The sequence below is a fragment of the Streptomyces sp. NPDC005004 genome (genome assembly GCF_053600675.1).
Window position 1 is genome coordinate 53,444 of sequence record NZ_JBSGAH010000024.1, and the last position, 17,727, is coordinate 71,170.

Sequence of the window (17,727 nt, forward strand, 5' to 3'; positions counted from 1 at the left end):
ACGTCTCCGCCGCAGGCTCCTCGACGGTCTCCGCCGACGTCTCCGCCACGGCCTCCGCCTCCACCGCCGGCTTCTCGACGGTCTTGGCCGACGTCTCCGCCGCGGGCTTCTCGACGGTCTCCGCCGGCGCCTCCGCCACGGGCTCCTCGGCGGTCTCCGCCGACGTCTCCGCCGCGACCTCCGCAGCCAGAGCCGCCGACGTCTCCGCCGACTCCTCCAGGACCGCGTCCGGTACGAGCTCCGAGGCCGCCTTCGCCGCGGTCAGCAGGACCACGTCCTGCGGCGCCTGGTCGGCGAAGTTCTCCGGGTGGTGGCAGGCGACCCGCTGACCGGGACGCAGCTCCTTGAGCAGCGGCTCGGTCGTCTTGCAGATCTGCGTGGCCTTCCAGCACCGGGTGTGGAACCGGCAGCCCGACGGCGGCGCGATCGGCGAGGGCACGTCGCCGCGCAGCAGGATGCGCTCGCTCTTCTGGCCCCGGCGGTTGGTGTCCGGCACCGGCACCGCCGACATCAGCGCCTTGGTGTACGGGTGCATCGGCGACTCGTACAGCGAGTTGCGGTCCGCCAGCTCGACCATCTTGCCGAGGTACATCACCGCGATCCGGTCCGAGACGTGCCGGACGACGGAGAGGTCGTGCGCGATGATCACGTACGTCAGGCCCAGTTCCTCCTGGAGGTCGTCCATGAGGTTGACGACCTGCGCCTGGATCGACACGTCCAGCGCGGAGACCGGCTCGTCGGCCACGACCAGCTTCGGCTTGAGCGCGAGCGCGCGGGCGATGCCGATGCGCTGGCGCTGACCGCCGGAGAACTCGTGCGGGTAGCGGTTGTAGTGCTCGGGGCTCAGACCGACCAGCTCCAGGAGGCGCTGGACCTCCTTCTTCACCCCGCCCTCGGGCGTGACGTTCTGGAGCCGGAAGGGCGCCGAGACGATCGATCCGATGGTGTGACGGGGGTTCAGGGAGCCGTACGGGTCCTGGAAGATCATCTGGATGTCGCGCCGCAGCGGCCGCATCCGTCCCGTGCTGAGCCGGGTGATGTCCTGGCCCTCGAAGGTGATCTTGCCGCCGGTCGGGTCCTGAAGCCGGGTGATGACCCGGCCCATGGTCGACTTGCCGCAGCCCGACTCGCCGACGACGCCCAGGGTCTCGCCCTTGCGCACCTCGAAGTCGATCCCGTCGACGGCCTTCACCGCGCCGACCTGGCGCTGGAGAATGCCCTTCTTGATCGGGAAGTGCTTGGTCAGGCCCTCGACCCGGAGCAGCACGTCGCTGTCCGCCGCCCCGTCCTCGGAGCCCGCCGGACGCGGGATCGCGGCCCCGCCGATTTTCTTGGTCTCAGTCACAGCTTCGGCGCAATCTCTTCGGTCCAGATCCGCTCACGGTCCTCGGCCGAGAGGTGGCAGGCGGTCCAGTGCCGCCCGGAGTCCACCAGCTCCAGCTCGGGGCGCACGGTGCGGGTGACGTTCCCCTTGGGGATGTCCGCGTACGGGCAGCGCGGGTTGAAGGCGCAGCCCGAGGGGATGTTGATGAGGCTCGGCGGCTGGCCCTTGACGGGGATGAGCCGCTCCTCGGTCACCCGGTCGATGCGCGGCATCGAGCCGAGCAGGCCCCAGGTGTAGGGGTGCTGCGGCCGCTGGAAGATCTCGTCGACCGGACCGCGCTCCACGCACCGGCCGCCGTACATCACCAGCACGTCGTCCGCGATCTCGGCGACGACACCCAGGTCGTGGGTGATCATCATGACCGCGGAGCCGAACTCCTTCTGCAGGTCCCGGATCAGGTCCAGGATCTGCGCCTGCACGGTCACGTCGAGCGCGGTGGTCGGCTCGTCCGCGATGAGCAGCTCGGGGTTGTTGACCAGGGCCATGGCGATCATGGCGCGCTGGCGCATACCGCCGGAGAACTCGTGCGGGTAGCTGTCGACGCGCTTGCCCGGCTCGGGGATGCCCACGCGGTCCAGCATCTCGATGGCGCGCGTGCGGGCCACCTTCTTGCTGACCTTGTGGTGGACCCGGTACGCCTCCACGATCTGGTTGCCGATCGTGTAGTACGGGTGCATCGCGGACAGCGGGTCCTGGAAGATCATCGCCATCTCGCGGCCGCGGAGCTTGCGCACCTCGTCCGGGGAGGCGGAGACCAGTTCCTTGCCGGCGAGACGGATCTCGCCGGACATCTGGACGTTCTTGCCGCGCGCGCCGAGCCGGTGCAGGCCCATGATCGCCAGCGAGGTCACCGACTTGCCGGAGCCGGACTCACCCACGACGGCGAGGGTCTTGCCCTTCTCCAGCGAGAAGGTGAGCCCGTCGACGGACTTGACGAGACCGTCGTCGGTCGGGAAGTGCACCTTGAGGTCACGGACCTCCAGGAACGCCTGGGAGGCCTTGCCCGAGGAGCCGGCGGGCTCCTCCACGGCGGCGCCGGTCTTGGAAAGTTCGGTCACGAGAGCCTCACGCGCGGGTCGGCGGCCGCGTACACCACGTCCACCAGGAGATTTGCGATCACGACGAAGAATGCGGCGAGCATGGTGACGCCGAGGATCTTGGGCAGGTCGTTGTCGGTGATGCCCTGCACCGCGTACTCGCCGATGCCGTGCAGCGAGAACACGTACTCGGTGATCACCGCACCGCCCAGGAGCAGGCCGATGTCCATGCCGAACACGGTGATGATCGGCGTCAGGGCGGCCCGCAGACCGTGCCGGAAGACGACGCGCTGCTCGCGCAGGCCCTTGGCGCGGGCCGTGCGGATGAAGTCCTCGTTCATCGTCTCCAACATGCCCGAACGGGTCAGGCGCGCGTAGATGGCCGAGTACAGCAGAGCCAGCGAACACCATGCCGGGAAGAGGGTGTTGGCCCACTGGCTGGGGTTCTCGGTGAACGGCACGTAGGTGTCACCGAAGATCGGCCAGGTGTCGACGAAGAGCAGGATCGCCAGGTTGCCCGTGAAGAACATGGGCAGGGAGACACCGGCGAGGGCGACGCCCATGAAGGTGCGGTCGAGGACCGAGCGGGGCTTCAGGGCGGAGACGACACCGGCGATCACACCGGAGACGAGCCACAGGACGGCCGCGCCGACGGCGAGCGAGAGGGTGACCGGAAGACGGTCGACCAGCTCCGGCCAGACGGCCTGGTGGGTCTTGAAGGAGTAGCCGAAGCACGGCGCGGCACAGCGCACCGTGGTGGGGCCGAGGTCGTAGGTCGCGCCGGCCACGATCCCCTTGATGAAGTGCCAGTACTGGATGTAGACAGGCTGATCCAGACCGAGGTTGTGCTTGACCGCGGCGATGTCCGCCTTCGACGGGCTCTTGCCGATGTACTGCTGCGCCAGTTGATCCGCTGTCTGGCCGGCGAGCCGTGGCAGCAGGAAGAAGATGGCGAAGGTGACCGCGGAGACGACCAGCAGCAGGATCACTGCCGCGAACGTCCGGCGGAGGATGTACGAGATCACGGGGACCGGCGCTGGTGCCCGCGGGCTGTAGACCCGCGGGCACCAATGCCTTCACCTGCCTTCCGGGGCTGCTACTTCTTGTTGGAGCCGATGTTGAGGTAGTCGTACTGACCGCTGAAGGCAGCAGTGGAGACCAGGTTGGTGTTGTTGTACGGGCGGGCCAGCAGGACCTTGAAGTAGGTCAGCGGAACCAGGGCCGCGTCGTCCATGACCTTCTTGTCGATCTGCGCGTACAGGGCGTTGCGCTCGGAGTCGCCCTGGGTCGCGATGGACTGGCCGAGGAGCTTGTTGACGTCCTTGTTGTCGTACTGCGACAGGTTGGTGTTACCCGACTGGCTGATCGCCTTGCCGTTCAGGATCTGCTGCAGGAAGCCGTAGCCGGAGGGCCAGTCGGCACCCCACTGCATCATCATCAGGCCGATGTTCTGCTTCTTGGTGAACTTCGGCACGCCCGCGTAGTCGGTGAAGTACTTGCCCGACGGGAACTGCTTCAGGGAGGCGTTGATGCCCACCTTCTTCAGCGAGTTGATGATCGCGGTGGCCGCGTCCACCTCCTGCTGGCGGTCGGAACGCGCGGAGATGTTGGTGCTGATCTTCGTCTTGCCGCAGGCCTTGAGCTGCTCCTTGGCCTTGGCGGCGTCACCCTTGCTGCCGGCCGTCGCGTAGGCGTCGGCCTTCTGGTAGCCGGTGATGTCGGGGGGCAGGACGGTGGAGGCGATGTCACCGCGGATCGGGCCGCCCTCGGCGGTCTGCACCGAGGCCTTGTCGATCGCGTACTCCACGGCCTTGCGGCACTCGACCTTGTCGAACGGGGCGACCTTGGTGTTGATCGCCAGGTAGACGAGACGGCCACCGAAGGTGTTGTCCGTGTTGGCCTTCTGGTCCGGGTCGGAGAGGACCTGGGCCTGGGTGGAGGCCTGGACGCCGGTGCCGGCCAGCTCGATGGCCTTGCCCGCCTGGACGTCCTTGTCGATCGTCTCCGGGTTGACCTTCAGCTTGACGACGATCTGGTCCGGGAGCTGCTTGCGCAGCGGGTCCGTCTTGGCGTCCCAGTTCTTGTTGCGCACGAGGACGGCCTGCTTGCCCTCGTCGTAGCTCTTGAACTGGTAGGAGCCGGAGGAAACGATGTTCTTGACGTAGTCGACACCGTTGTCCTTGGCCTTCGGCACCGGCGCGGTCTGCGGCGCGGCGACCAGGTAGTCGAACTCCTGGAAGGCCTGCTTCAGGTGGAAGACGATCGTGGTGTCGTCCGGCGTGGCGATGGACGCGAGGCCCTTGTCGCTCTTGTCCTTGTAGGGACCCTTGTACTTGTCGCCGCCGGCCAGGTACTGCTGGAAGTAGTTCGGGCCGAGGGAGAGCACGTCACGCGCGAAGTTGGAGCGCTCGACGGCGTACTTGACGTCCTTCGAGGTGATCGGCGTGCCGTCCTGGTACTTCAGGCCCGAACGCAGCTTGTACGTCCAGGTCTTGCCGCCGTCGCTCGGGACACCCTTGCCGGCCGCGAGGTCGGGGACCAGGGTGTTGCCCTTCTGGCCCGGGGCGGGCTGGAAGGTCATGAGCGGGCGGGCCCACAGCCGGCTGAGGTTGTACATGTACGCGTAGTACGTGTTGCCGGGGTCGAACGAGTCCGGGACGTCGGACAGTTCGTAGGTGACCGTCCCGCCCTTCTTGTCCGAGGCGTTGACGACACCCTTGGTCGCGGCGTTGGCCGGGGCCGACTTGGCGTCGTTCTTGTTGGAATCGGCCTTGCTGCAGCCTGTGACGAACAGGCTCGCGGACCCGAGGACCGCGATAGCGGCCAGCGCTGACCTTCGCATAATGGGCGCTTTCCCCTTCAGAATCGGAAACTTGGTTGGGCTCTCCGCGGCAGACGTCAGCGGCTGCGCGGGTCGAGAGCGTCGCGGAGACCGTCGCCGAGCAGGTTGAACGCCAGGACAGTCACGAAGATGGCGAGACCGGGGACGATCATGTACTGCGGATCGACCTCGTAGAAGTTGACCGCGTCGCGGAGCATGCCGCCCCAGGACGCCTGCGGGGGCTGGATGCCGACACCGAGGAAGCTCAGCGATGCCTCGAAGAGGATGTTGGTCGGGATGAGCAGCGTCGAGTAGACGATGATCGGGCCGACCAGGTTCGGCATCAGCTCGCGGAAGAGGATGTACGGGCCCTTGGCGCCCATGCCGCGCGAGGCGTCGACGAACTCGCGCTCGCGCAGGGCGAGGGTCTGGCCGCGCACGATGCGGCCCAGGTAGGGCCAGTTGAAGAAGCCGATGACGAAGATCAGCACGCTCAGGTGCAGCGGCAGGCCGGTGAGACCGAAGGCGCCGCCCTGGAGGGTGGCCGAGATCGCGATGGCGAAGAGCAGCAGCGGGAAGGCGAGGAAAGTGTCCATCAGCCGGCTGATGATCGAGTCCACGCGGCCGCCGTAGAAACCGGCGACGACGCCGAGGATGGCGCCGATCACGTTGGACAGGATCGTCGCACCGAAGGCGACCACGAGGGACACCCAGGAGCCCTCGAGGATGCGGGTCGCGATGTCACGGCCGAACTTGGGGTCCACACCCAGCGGGTGCTCCATGCTCATGCCGCCCCAACCACCCTTGGGCAGCGAGGTGTTGGCGTCGATCAGATCCTGGTGGAAGGCATTGGGATCGAGGCCGAAGGCGGCCTGGAGCGGACGCGCGAGCACCGCCAGCACGACCAGCAGGATGACGATGACGGCCCCGGCTACGGCGGCCTTGTCCTTCTTGAACCGCGTCCAGGCGATCTGTCCGAGAGAACGACCCTCGATCTTCCCCTTGCCGGCGCCGTCGAGCACAGCTTCCGGCTGTGCTTCGGCTGCCGCCCCGGTGGTCTCGATCGGTGCGGTCACAGTGACCCGACCCCTCTCGCCGGTGGTGACCGGCCTGTGCCTGCCGCGGATTGCGGCTATGTCGACTTGCACTCGAACACAAGGTCTCCACCTCGTGTTCTATTCGGGAGTCTTCAGCGTCGTCGCGATCACCCGCCAGCCCTGACGGGGAAAGGATGCGCAACCGTGATCCACCGAAGGGGGTTTCCGTTACCGGATCCGCGGGTAACCATCTCCGAATGGTGGCCAGTTGGGACAGACTGGCAATTCCACGCGGTTGGGATGGAACGGCGCCGCCGCTCGGGCGCCTTGCCCTTCCACTGCGCAAACTTTGCTCGCGGAAAACCAAAGGCCCTCCGGAGAGGGCCTGTTGATCAGTAACTGCCGCGCACGGGTGGGTAGCCGTAGCCAGCGGTGGGTGCCTGAGGGCGTACGGACGGCGGGAGTTGGGGCTGCGCGCCGACCACGTGCGCCTCGCGGTCGTAGAAGGGGCGCGCGTTCGCCCGCATCCACATCACGACCGGGTCGTAGTCGTCGGTCATCGCGACGGTGGAGACGGGCAGCCCGTCGGGGACCGCGCCGATCGACTGCTGCATCATCGCCCGCACCGAGTCGACCGCCGCCGGGGTCGTCTCGTACACGTCCAGGCCGATGGCGAGGTACGGCGCGCCGAGCGCGGGCTGCACCCAGGCGCGGCGCAGCGAGCGCAGGGCGGGGGTGCGGTGGGCGTTCTGTGCGAGCAGGGCGTAGAACGCCGGCACCTCGATGGCGGGTTCGGACAGGCTGAGGGGGCCCGCGGGCTGGCGGTCCAGGCCCGTGGCGATGCGGCGCAGGTCCAGCCAGGGGATGCCGACGCCGCCGCCGGGGGCGTGCGGGTTGAGCCAGAGACCGTAGTGGTCGGGGTAGAGGGTGCGGGCCACGTCGAGTCCCTCGGCCACCTCGTACGACCGGCTCCAGCCGCTGGCGGACAGCTCCTGCGCGGAGGTCACACAGGGGGCGTAGCCGAAGCCGTCGACCTCCATGTTCCCGTACTGCGCGTCCGGGGAGCCGGCCTGGCCGTGCCAGAGCAGCATCCAGATCTGCCCGGTCGAGGGGGTGGCGAGGGCGCGCAGCAGTGCCTCGTAGGCGTCGTAACGCCCGGGGGTGACCTGGCGGAGTGTGTGTTCGACGCCGGCGCTCGGGCTCGCGCTCACCTGTCTTACCGCCCCTTCGATTCTTGCCCCAGTGTGGAGGACAGCTTAAGCGGCGATCGCCGTGATCCCCATGGAGGACTGCTTGCCGTACCGATGGCTAGTTGCCGTACTGGTAGAAGGGGCGCACGTTCGTCTTCAGCCAGTCGCCCACCGGGTCCTGCGCCACGTCCAGGAGGACGAGGTTGACGGGCCAGGGCGCCGGGGACTGAGCGAGGGCGCGCTCCAGCGCCTCCAACGGCAGGGCGCGCAAGTCGCCCTCCCACTGGGAGAGTTCGACGCCGATGAAGAGGACCGGATCGGCCGTCTCGATGGCGGCGAGGCAGCGGCGGGCCGTGACGACGACGCCCGTGCCCGCGAACTCGGCCGAGGCGGCGGCGAGGAAGTCCACCGGGTCCTCCTGCCAGTCGGGCTCGAAGAGCCGGACCCGGGCGCCGCCCGCCGGACCGTCGAGCGCCGTGCGGTCGGCCCGGCACAGCTCGGCGACCGCCTCGGGCGGCAGCGGAACGCCCACCACGCCACCGGGGTTGAGCACGATGCCCGCCTGCGGCGGCAGCCCGCGCGCGAATTCCACGGCCGGGGCGACGGTGAAGGAGAGGTGGGCGCCCGGCGACTGGCGGAACTGCTCCTCGGAGCTGAAGACCGGGATGAACACCTGGCCCTCGATCTCCACGGAGGGCAGGTCGAGCGAACCGCTCTGCGGGCCACCGCCGTTGGGCAGCGGTATCCACACGAAGCTGCGGGAGAGGACCTCGACGATCCGGGCGCCCGCCGAGGGCACGCCGAGGGAGGCCGAGAGCACCTCCTCCAACTCGTTGCCGGGCCACCCGCCGTGCGGATGGGGGTGCGCCTGTGCCGGGAAGTCCGCGGGAAAGTCCGCCGGGAAGTCCATGTTCCTACCGCCTGCCGGGAAACCATGCTGTGGTGCAGAAGGCTAACCGGTGCGGGCGGCGGACCTCACGCCGCGAAGTCGATCCGGCGCAGCCCGTCCGCCGAGGCGCGGTCCAGCAGCACCGCCGAGGCGCAGCCCGGGGGCAGTTCGCCGCGCTCCACGGCGCGCAGCAGCCGCGCCGTGGTGTGCCGGTGCCGTCCGAAGGCGTAGCGGGAGACGCCCCGGCCGCGCTCGCGCTGGCCGTGGCGGGCGACCTCGGCGTCGACGTCGAGCAGGACCAGGTGGAGGGCGGTGCCCCTGCGCCGGGCCTCGTGGGCGAGCCAGGCGCGCACCCAGGGCTGGGTGCCGCAGTCGTGGACGACGACGCCCTCGCCGGTGGCCAGCGCGCGGCGCAGCCCGGCGTAGTGGGCGAGGCGGACCAGGGGGCGGTAGAGCGCGTACGGCAGGGCGGGCAGCCGGGTCTGCCAGCGGTCGCGGGTGTCCTGGGAGTCGATGCGGCGGCCGGGGACGACGCGGTGCATGAGGGTGGACTTGCCGCTGCCGGGCAGCCCGGTGACGACCACCAGGTCGCGGGGGCCGAAGCGCAGCTCGCGAGGCGTGCCGCCGGGGCACTCGCGCAGGTCGCGTACGAGGGGGGCGGGGCGGGCGGCGGCCCGGCGTTCCCGTGCCGGGGCGGAGGGCTGGCGCGGCACCGCCAGGCCGGTGGCGGCGTACGCCGGAGTCCTGTTCACCGAGATCGTCCTCCCCTTGGGTTCGGTAATCCCTTGCCCATCCCATGTAAAGAGAAGGTAATGCGGGAAGTCGGTGGTTCCGTGTCCGTCCTGCCACGGTCCGGTCACAGGCGGCCGCCCCTTCAGCGGCGGCGATCGCCGTGCGATGATGTGGCCGCCAACTGCATACCGGCCGCTTGAATCCGCGCGGGAGAGTCCCTGGCAGTACGTCGCCGGGGCGCCGAAGGAGCAAGTCCCTCCCTTGAATCTCTCAGGCCCCGTTACCGCGCGGGCGAGGCACATCTGAAAAGCGGGCCGCTGCCGTCAGTGGCTCCACCCAAGGTGCAAACCGTGACCGTGCGGGTCATGGCGAACCTCTCAGGTTCCGATGACAGATGGGGAGGAACGTTCCTCGCCCCATCCCCCGTTGCCCTGGGAGACGACCGACCGATGAGCAGCACCGAACTCCGTCACACCGCGCTCGACGCCGTGCACCGCGCGCTCGGCGCCACCATGACCGACTTCGCCGGCTGGGACATGCCCCTGCGCTACGGCTCCGAGCGCGACGAGCACCTGGCGGTGCGCACCCGGGCCGGTCTCTTCGACCTCTCGCACATGGGCGAGATCACCGTGACCGGCCCCGACGCGGCAGCGCTGCTGAACTACGCGCTGGTCGGCGACATCGCCTCGGTGGGTCTCGGCCGCGCCCGCTACACCATGATCTGCCAGGCCGACGGCGGCATCCTGGACGACCTGATCGTCTATCGGCTCGGCGAGACCGAGGCTTCTTCCGAATACATGGTCGTGGCCAACGCCTCCAACGCCCAGGTCGTCCTCGACGCGCTGACCGAGCGCGCGGCGGGCTTCGACGCCGAGGTCCGCGACGACCGCGACGCCTACGCGCTGCTCGCCGTCCAGGGCCCGGAGTCCCCCGCGATCCTCAAGTCGCTCACCGACGCCGACCTCGACAACCTCAAGTACTACGCCGGGCTCCCCGGCACCGTCGCGGGCGTCCCCGCGCTGATCGCCCGCACCGGCTACACCGGCGAGGACGGCTTCGAGCTGTTCGTGAAGCCGGTGCACGCGGTCGAGCTGTGGCAGGCGCTGACCAAGGCGGGCGAGGCGTCCGGTCTGGTCGCCTGCGGTCTGTCCTGCCGCGACACCCTGCGCCTCGAGGCGGGTATGCCGCTGTACGGGCACGAGCTGACCCGCGAGCTGACCCCGTTCGACGCCGGTCTCGGCCGGGTCGTGAAGTTCGGCAAGGACGGCGACTTCGTGGGCCGCGCCGCGCTGAGCGAGGCCGCTGAGCGCGCCGAGCAGAACCCGCCGCGCGTCCTGGTCGGCCTGATCGCCGAGGGCCGCCGGGTGCCGCGCGCCGGGTACGCCGTCGTCGCGGGCGGCGAGGTGATCGGCGAGGTCACCTCCGGCGCCCCCTCCCCCACCCTGGGCAGCCCGATCGCCATCGCCTACGTGGACGCGGCGCACGCGGCGCCGGGCACCGAGGGCGTCGGCGTGGACATCCGGGGCAGCCACGAGCCGTACCGGGTCGTGGCGCTGCCGTTCTACAAGCGCCAGAAGTAGCCACAGGGCGCCGCGCGTCCTCGCTGCCGCTTCGGCGTGACCCTGCGCACATTTTCCCCGCTCATCAGCGGTTTACGTCCCCTTCGTCCGTCCAGCACGCCCTCGCGTACAGGAGAATTCAGGTCATGAGCAACCCGCAGAAGCTGAGCTACACCAAGGAGCACGAGTGGCTGTCGGACGCCGAGGACGGCGTCTCGACGGTCGGCATCACCGAGCACGCGGCCAACGCGCTCGGCGACGTGGTCTTCGTCCAGCTCCCCGAGGTCGGCGACACGGTGACCGCGGGCGAGTCCTGTGGCGAGCTGGAGTCCACCAAGTCGGTCTCGGAGCTGTACTCGCCGGTCACCGGTGAGATCACGGAGATCAACCAGGACGTCGTCGACGACCCGTCCCTGGTGAACTCCGCGCCCTTCGAGGGCGGCTGGCTGTTCAAGGTGCGCGCCGCGGAGAAGCCCGAGGAGCTGCTCTCCGCCGACGAGTACACCGCCTACACCGCAGGCTGAGGAGCCGGAGCCGTATGACTGACGTCCTGAACACGCCCCTGCACGAGCTGGACCCCGAGGTCGCCGCCGCGGTCGACGCCGAGCTGCGCCGCCAGCAGTCCACCCTCGAGATGATCGCCTCCGAGAACTTCGCGCCGCTCGCGGTGATGGAGGCGCAGGGCTCCGTCCTGACCAACAAGTACGCCGAGGGCTACCCGGGCCGCCGCTACTACGGCGGCTGCGAGCACGTGGACGTGGCCGAGCAGATCGCCATCGACCGGGTGAAGGAGCTGTTCGGCGCCGAGTACGCCAACGTGCAGCCGCACTCGGGCGCCTCCGCGAACCAGGCGGCGCTGTTCGCGCTGGCCCAGCCCGGGGACACCATCCTGGGTCTGGACCTCGCGCACGGCGGCCACCTCACCCACGGGATGCGGCTGAACTTCTCCGGCAAGCAGTTCGACGTGGTCGCCTACCACGTGGACGAGGAGACCGGACTGGTCGACATGGCCGAGGTCGAGCGCCTCGCCAAGGAGCACCGCCCGAAGGTGATCATCGCGGGCTGGTCGGCGTACCCGCGGCAGCTCGACTTCGCGGAGTTCCGGCGGATCGCGGACGAGACCGGGGCCCACCTGTGGGTCGACATGGCGCACTTCGCCGGTCTGGTCGCGGCGGGGCTGCACCCGAACCCGGTCGAGTACGCGGACGTGGTGACCTCCACCACGCACAAGACGCTCGGCGGTCCGCGCGGCGGCATCATCCTCGCCAAGAAGGACTTCGCCAAGAAGCTGAACTCCTCGGTCTTCCCCGGTTTCCAGGGCGGCCCGCTGGAGCACGTGATCGCGGCGAAGGCGGTCTCCTTCAAGGTCGCCGCCTCGGAGGAGTTCAAGGAGCGGCAGCGTCGTACGGTGGAGGGTGCCCGTATCCTCGCCGAGCGGCTGACCGCGCCGGACGCCCGCGCGGCCGGGGTGAACGTGCTCTCCGGCGGCACCGACGTGCACCTGATCCTGGTGGATCTGCGTGAGTCGGAGCTGGACGGGCAGCAGGCCGAGGACCGCCTCCACGAGGTGGGCATCACGGTCAACCGCAACGCCGTCCCGAACGACCCGCGGCCCCCGATGGTCACCTCGGGTCTGCGGATCGGCACGCCGGCGCTGGCGACCCGCGGCTTCACGGCCGAGGACTTCGCCGAGGTCGCGGACGTGATCGCGGAGGCGCTGAAGCCGTCGTACGACGTCGAGGCGCTGCGCGGCCGGGTGCGGGCGCTGGCCGACAAGCACCCGCTGTACCCCACGCTGGGCGAGTAGTACCCCGAAGTTCACTTGGGTGCCCCGCCCACCGTCCCGTGGGCGGGGCACCCGTGCTCTGTCAGCATCACTTTTGTACTTGTTCGTCATTGAGGAGTCACCGTGGCCGTCTCGGTCTTCGACCTATTCTCGATCGGCATCGGCCCGTCCAGCTCCCACACGGTGGGCCCGATGCGCGCGGCACGCATGTTCGCCCGCCGCCTGCGCAACGAGGGTCTGCTGGACTCCGTCGCCGCCGTGCGCTGCGAGCTGTACGGCTCGCTCGGCGCGACCGGCCACGGCCACGGCACCCCGAAGGCGGTCCTGCTCGGCCTGGAGGGCGCCTCCCCGCGCACGGTGGACGTGGAGGGCGCGGACGACCGGGTGGAGGGGATCAAGAAGGCGGGTCGCCTCAGCCTGCTCGGCGAGCGCGAGATCCCGTTCTCCTTCGACGACGACCTGCTCCTGCACCGCCGCAAGGCCCTGCCCTACCACGCCAACGGCATGACCCTGTGGGCGTACGACGCCTCGGGCGCCGAGCTGCTCACCAAGACGTACTACTCGGTCGGCGGCGGCTTCGTCGTGGACGAGGAGGCGGTGGGCGCGGACCGCATCGTGCTGGACGACACGGTGCTGAAGTACCCCTTCCGCACGGGCGACGAGCTGCTGCGTCTGACCAAGGAGACGGGCCTGTCGATCTCCTCCCTGATGCTGGAGAACGAGCGGGCCTGGCGCACGGAGGAGGAGATCCGCGAGGGTCTGCTGGAGATCTGGCAGGTCATGCGCGAGTGCGTGCGCCGGGGCATGTCCCGCGAGGGCATCCTCCCGGGCGGCCTGCGCGTCCGCCGCCGCGCCGCCGTCTCCGCCCGTCAGCTGCGCGCCGAGGGCAACCCGCTCGCGCACGCCATGGAGTGGATCACCCTCTACGCGATGGCGGTCAACGAGGAGAACGCGGCGGGCGGCCGCGTGGTCACCGCCCCCACCAACGGCGCGGCCGGCATCATCCCGGCGGTGCTGCACTACTACGTCAACTTCGTGCCCGGCGCCGACGAGGAGGGCGTGATCCGCTTCCTCCTGGCGGCGGGCGCGATCGGCATGCTCTTCAAGGAGAACGCCTCCATCTCCGGCGCCGAGGTCGGCTGCCAGGGCGAGGTCGGCTCCGCCTGCTCCATGGCGGCGGGCGCGCTGGCCGAGGTCCTCGGCGGCTCCCCCGAGCAGGTCGAGAACGCCGCCGAGATCGGCATGGAACACAACCTCGGCCTCACCTGCGACCCGGTCGGCGGCCTGGTCCAGATCCCCTGCATCGAGCGCAACGGCATGGCCGCGGTGAAGGCGGTCACCGCCGCCAAGATGGCCATGCGCGGCGACGGCGCCCACATGGTCTCCCTCGACAAGGTCATCAAGACGATGAAGGAGACGGGGGCGGACATGAGCGTGAAGTACAAGGAGACGGCGCGGGGCGGTCTGGCGGTGAACATCATCGAGTGCTGAGGCCGCGCAGCAGCAGCCCCAGTGCGCGTGGGCGTGACGGTGACGCCGCGCCGTGCAGTACGTCCGCACCAGGGTCGTGCCGACCCGGGGCGGACGCCCGTAGGGAGGCGATCGGGCTGCTCGCCATGGGGGCCGGCACGGGCACGAGCGTCCTGGTCGGCCGGCGGGGTCCCGAATCGGCGGCGGAGGTACCGCGTCACCACCTGGACCGGATCTTCACGCCTCCCGCGAAGTCCGAGGCCAGGGGCGGGAGACGGCGCCCAGAGCGGGGATCCGCCGTGTCCGCGCGCTCACAACCGCCGTCACCACAAAGGGAGTCCCATGTTCCGAGTGCCCCTCCCGGGGGCACAACCTCTTCATGCTCCATGGGATCGACGTCAGCGCCTACCAGTCCTCGTCGTACGACACCGACGGGCTCTCCTTCGCGTTCATCAAGGCGACGGAAGGCCGGTCGTACGTCAACTCCAGACTCGCGGCCCAGACGAAGACCGCGCGGGACGCCGGTCTGGTCGTGGGCTTCTACCACTTCCTGTGGCCCGGCAATCTCACGGAGCAGGCCGAGTACTTCGTGGCGAAGGCGCCGGACAAGCCCGGGGACATCCTGGCCGTCGACTGGGAGACCACCGGTGACGGCACCCACGCCAGCAACGCGGAGAAGGACGCGTTCATCCGCAAGCTGAAGCAACTGCGCCCGAAGAACCGGGTCGTGCTGTACACGAACCGCAACTACTGGCTGAACGTGGACACGACCTCGTACGCCGGTGACGGCCTGTGGATCGCCGACTACGTGAGCGCGGGCAAGCCGCGCATCAAGGCCAAGTGGCGGTTCCACCAGTACACCAGCGAGCCGCTCGACAAGGACGTGGCCGACTTCTCCAGCAAGGCCGCCCTGGTGGCCTGGGCCCACCTCAGCACGTAGGAGGCACCGGGCGGCCTTGCCGGCTTCCGGCGGGGGTCAGCCCTTGAACTCCGCCGGGCGCTCCGGGGAGGCGGCCGCCAGGGCGGCGCGGACCGCGTCCACGCCCTCGCGCAGGCCGTAGACCGGGGTGGCGGGCTGCTGGCGCCAGGAGTCGTCGATGCCGCCCGCGTCGACGGTGTCGAAGCCGAGTTCGTCGATGAGCGCGCGGACCTTCGCCTTGGCGGCCCCGTCGTCCCCGGCGACCGGGAGGGCCAGGCGGTCCGGGTCGCCGGCGGGGCGGGGCCGGTCCAGGATGTCCTGGGCGTAGGTGCCGTTGAACGCCTTCACGACGGGGCGCCCGAGGTGGCGCTCGGTCCAGCGGCTCTCGGTGATGCCCTCGTCCTCGATGCCGGCGATCCGGCCGTCGCGCTCACGCGGGTAGTAGTTGTTGGTGTCGATCACGGCGGCCCCCTCGGCGGCGCCGTCGAGCAGCCCGGCGGGCAGGTCCGGGACCGCCTTGAGCGGGACGGTGACCACGACGACCTCGGCGCCGTTCGCCGCCTCCTCGGCCCGTACGGGTGTCGCGCCGGTCTCCTCGGCCAGCTCCTTGAGCGTCTCGGGGCCGCGCGAGTTGGCCACGGACACGTCGTGGCCGAGGGCGGTGAGCCGCCGGGTGAGGTTGCCGCCGATGTTGCCCGCGCCGATGATGCCGATCTTCATGAAAACCTCTCAGGGTTCATGCATGTGCATTCTTCTGCCGTGGGCGACAACCGAGCTGCGGGGCGGGCTATTCCGGCCCGTACGGCGAACGGGTGACGGCGGCCGGACACGAAAAAGGGGCGCCCCGTCAGGGCGCCCCCTCTCGCACACGCGTCACTTGGCCAGGTAGGCCCAGAACTCGTCGAACGACAGGACCTTGTCGCCGTTGAGGTCGCGGGTCTTGATGATGGCCGCCGCCACCGTCTCGGTCACGTTCCAGTCGCCCTGCTGAGCGAGGGCGCTCTTGAACTCCGACGCGGTGATGAACCCGTCACCGTCCGCGTCGATCCGCTGGAACTGCTTGCGTGCTTCCTCGATGTCGGCCACCGATCCGCCCCTTTTTCCTCGTGTGTGCGCTGCCGTACCGGCATACTGACGCTGGTCAGATTAACCGTCCGTACGCGCCCGCAGTGCGGCGACCACCCACCCGAAGTCCTCTTCGTGGTCGAAGACGGGCGTTCCCTTGAGGACGCCGAGCAGCCTGCGGTACCGCGCGAGCCGGGGATTGTGCGAGGCGAGCATCCGCTCCAGCACCTTGTCCCGGTCGGTGTCGCCGAGCAGTTCCCGCAGCACCGGCTCGGCCTCGGGGGACGCCGGGTCGATACCCTTCTCCCGTGCGGCGCCCGCGAGTTGGACCAGTCGCCGGGCGAACCACATGGCCACGCCGGGCGGTGCGCCCTGCCCCCGGTCGGCCGCGTTGAACTCCGCCGCCCGCCGCATCTGCGCCCGGAACTCCGGGTCCTGCACCAGCTCCGCCAACTCCACCCACGCGTCCACCTGTTCCGGGGTGGGGTCGTCCGGCAGACTCATCGCGCTGTCGCGCATCCGGGTGCGGATATCCGGGTCCGCGGTGTCGAGCCCGTGGAACATCTCCTCCACGAACTCCTCCATGATCCGCCGTCGTTCGGCAGCCGACAGCCGGGCCAGTCTGTTCATCAGGGTCGTCTCCTCCGCGCTCGAACCTCGTCTCGCGACGGACGACAGCACCGCGCGGGTCACCCTCAGCGATCTGATCTGCGCGTCCAGCGCCACCACATGGGCGGCGGCGACCTCCGCCACCGTCCGCTCCCCGGCCAGCACCTGCCGCACGTCGGCGAGACCGAGTCCCAGTTCGCGCAGCGTCCGGATCAGCTCCAGCCGGGCCACCGAGGCGGCGTCGTAGAGCCGGTAACCGCCGCTGGAGCGGGTCACCGGCGGAAGGGCGCCCTCGTCGGACCAGTACCGGATGGTGCGTACGGTCAGACCGGTGGCCCGCGCCAGATCGCCGATGGTGAGGAAGCCTGTGCCGTCGTCGTTCACGGAGCCGAGTCTGCGGTCTCCACCCGCTGGAGACTCAAGCGGGCGCGGGGAGGGCTGCCGACGGACCTGCTCAGCGGTCGGCCAGCCGCATCTCGAACCAGGTGGTCTTGCCGCGGGGGAGGAGGTCCACGCCCCAGCGGTCGGAGAGTTTGTCGACGAGGAAGAGACCGCGGCCGCTGACGTCCAGCTCGCGGACCGGGAGGAGGCAGGGCAGGCCGCGGGAGGGGTCGCGTACCTCGACGCGGATCGAGCCGCGCCGTCGGCGCATCCGGAGTCCGAAGACGCGGGCGCCGGTGTGCCGTACGGCGTTGCCCACGAGTTCGGAGACGAGTAAGACCGTGTCCTCGGTCATCTTGGGGCTCAGCCCCCAGTGCCGCAGCACGACGACCTGGACGAGCCGGCGTGCGGTGGCGGCGGACTCGGGGCGGGACGGAAGCCGGACCTCCGCCTCGACCGGATTGCCGAACAGCTCCAGCGCCTTGAGCGCCCGCTCGTCCTCGACCGCGGGCGACCAGCGTGCCGCGGCCGCACGGCTGTGTCCCCGTGGCTGTTCGATGCCCTCCAGCCCCGCCATGCCCCCATGATGGCCGTCATCGGGCGCCTCCGGGGGTGTTCCGATGGAATACGCCCCCTGTACGCCCCTGCCGCGCTCCATGCGCCCGGCATATGCCAGTGGCACGACAGGCTCCGCGGAGACCTCTCCGACCTGCGGGGACGGCTCGGTTCCTGGCAAGCGAAGGACTCCCCTCGGCGAGGCAGGCTTAAGGTGGGGTTAAGGCTCCCATAAACCGGTACACCGAGGGGTCCGAATCAGACGACGCGTCAATTGCAAGGGTCGTCCGGGC

General features: G+C 69.8%; 17 protein-coding genes and 2 riboswitches. Of the genes, 5 read left to right on the plus strand and 12 right to left on the minus strand.

The features are described from left to right. From ACWEEU_RS27105 to ACWEEU_RS27140, 8 genes are all read right to left on the minus strand, one after another. Positions 1–1,345, minus strand: a 1,345-nt coding sequence (locus ACWEEU_RS27105) for a dipeptide ABC transporter ATP-binding protein (RefSeq protein ID WP_451735602.1), incomplete at its 3' end; no start/stop codon positions are given. Beyond that, the gene (locus tag ACWEEU_RS27110; protein WP_385746629.1) at positions 1,342–2,442 is read right to left on the minus strand and encodes an ABC transporter ATP-binding protein; all 1,101 of its coding nucleotides are present in this window, start codon (positions 2,440–2,442) and stop codon (positions 1,342–1,344) included. The genes ACWEEU_RS27105 and ACWEEU_RS27110, both read right to left, overlap by 4 nt. Continuing rightward, on the minus strand, positions 2,439–3,446 hold the full coding sequence (locus ACWEEU_RS27115; protein WP_385746626.1) for an ABC transporter permease: 1,008 nt from the start codon (positions 3,444–3,446) through the stop codon (positions 2,439–2,441). Before ACWEEU_RS27115 ends, ACWEEU_RS27110 begins: the two co-directional genes overlap by 4 nt. Before the next feature lie 71 nt (positions 3,447–3,517). Continuing rightward, positions 3,518–5,263: an ABC transporter substrate-binding protein gene (locus tag ACWEEU_RS27120; RefSeq protein WP_385746624.1), complete on the minus strand. Its 1,746-nt coding sequence runs from the start codon at positions 5,261–5,263 to the stop codon at positions 3,518–3,520. A gap of 56 nt (positions 5,264–5,319) precedes the next feature. After that, entirely contained in the window at positions 5,320–6,318 is a 999-nt protein-coding gene (locus ACWEEU_RS27125) for an ABC transporter permease (RefSeq protein ID WP_385746623.1), read from the minus strand. Positions 6,319–6,671: 353 nt separating this feature from the next. Further along, positions 6,672–7,490, minus strand: coding sequence for an enhanced serine sensitivity protein SseB C-terminal domain-containing protein (locus ACWEEU_RS27130; RefSeq protein WP_385746621.1), 819 nt, complete (start codon positions 7,488–7,490; stop codon positions 6,672–6,674). A gap of 97 nt (positions 7,491–7,587) precedes the next feature. Continuing rightward, positions 7,588–8,379, minus strand: coding sequence for an enhanced serine sensitivity protein SseB (locus tag ACWEEU_RS27135; protein ID WP_385746619.1), 792 nt, complete (start codon positions 8,377–8,379; stop codon positions 7,588–7,590). Between the two features lie 65 nt (positions 8,380–8,444). Beyond that, positions 8,445–9,110 (minus strand): AAA family ATPase, encoded by a 666-nt coding sequence (locus ACWEEU_RS27140; protein ID WP_385746616.1) that lies wholly within the window; start codon positions 9,108–9,110, stop codon positions 8,445–8,447. A 177-nt stretch (positions 9,111–9,287) separates the two neighbouring features. After that, positions 9,288–9,386, plus strand: a riboswitch (glycine riboswitch). After that, positions 9,387–9,494: riboswitch (glycine riboswitch) on the plus strand. It abuts the riboswitch before it with no gap. 45 nt (positions 9,495–9,539) lie between these two features. On the opposite strand from ACWEEU_RS27140, the gene gcvT reads away from it, so the two are divergent. From gcvT to ACWEEU_RS27165, 5 genes are all read left to right on the plus strand, one after another. Further along, positions 9,540–10,670 carry a glycine cleavage system aminomethyltransferase GcvT gene (gene gcvT / locus ACWEEU_RS27145; RefSeq protein WP_451735609.1) on the plus strand — a complete coding sequence of 377 codons (1,131 nt, stop codon included), beginning with the start codon at positions 9,540–9,542 and terminating at the stop codon, positions 10,668–10,670. A gap of 125 nt (positions 10,671–10,795) precedes the next feature. Next, the gene (gene gcvH, locus ACWEEU_RS27150) at positions 10,796–11,173 is read left to right on the plus strand and encodes a glycine cleavage system protein GcvH (RefSeq protein ID WP_385746611.1); all 378 of its coding nucleotides are present in this window, start codon (positions 10,796–10,798) and stop codon (positions 11,171–11,173) included. 14 nt (positions 11,174–11,187) lie between these two features. Continuing rightward, positions 11,188–12,456 (plus strand): serine hydroxymethyltransferase, encoded by a 1,269-nt coding sequence (gene glyA / locus ACWEEU_RS27155; protein WP_385746610.1) that lies wholly within the window; start codon positions 11,188–11,190, stop codon positions 12,454–12,456. 102 nt (positions 12,457–12,558) lie between these two features. Further along, a complete protein-coding gene (locus ACWEEU_RS27160) occupies positions 12,559–13,926 on the plus strand; it encodes an L-serine ammonia-lyase (protein ID WP_451735612.1) in 1,368 nt (455 codons plus the stop codon). Between the two features lie 358 nt (positions 13,927–14,284). Continuing rightward, complete coding sequence (locus tag ACWEEU_RS27165) at positions 14,285–14,845, plus strand: glycoside hydrolase family 25 protein (RefSeq protein WP_385746606.1); 561 nt, start codon at positions 14,285–14,287, stop codon at positions 14,843–14,845. Positions 14,846–14,881: 36 nt separating this feature from the next. Here the strand turns inward: ACWEEU_RS27165 and ACWEEU_RS27170 are convergent, their stop codons facing one another. From ACWEEU_RS27170 to ACWEEU_RS27185, 4 genes are all read right to left on the minus strand, one after another. Then, entirely contained in the window at positions 14,882–15,544 is a 663-nt protein-coding gene (locus ACWEEU_RS27170; RefSeq protein WP_451735614.1) for an NADPH-dependent F420 reductase, read from the minus strand. A gap of 153 nt (positions 15,545–15,697) precedes the next feature. Continuing rightward, on the minus strand, positions 15,698–15,910 hold the full coding sequence (locus ACWEEU_RS27175) for an EF-hand domain-containing protein (protein ID WP_199585449.1): 213 nt from the start codon (positions 15,908–15,910) through the stop codon (positions 15,698–15,700). A gap of 60 nt (positions 15,911–15,970) precedes the next feature. Next, the gene (locus ACWEEU_RS27180) at positions 15,971–16,882 is read right to left on the minus strand and encodes a helix-turn-helix domain-containing protein (protein ID WP_385746601.1); all 912 of its coding nucleotides are present in this window, start codon (positions 16,880–16,882) and stop codon (positions 15,971–15,973) included. 70 nt (positions 16,883–16,952) lie between these two features. After that, positions 16,953–17,561, minus strand: a complete 609-nt coding sequence (locus ACWEEU_RS27185; RefSeq protein ID WP_385746599.1) for an ATP-binding protein — start codon at positions 17,559–17,561, stop codon at positions 16,953–16,955. Positions 17,562–17,727: the final 166 nt, after the last annotated feature.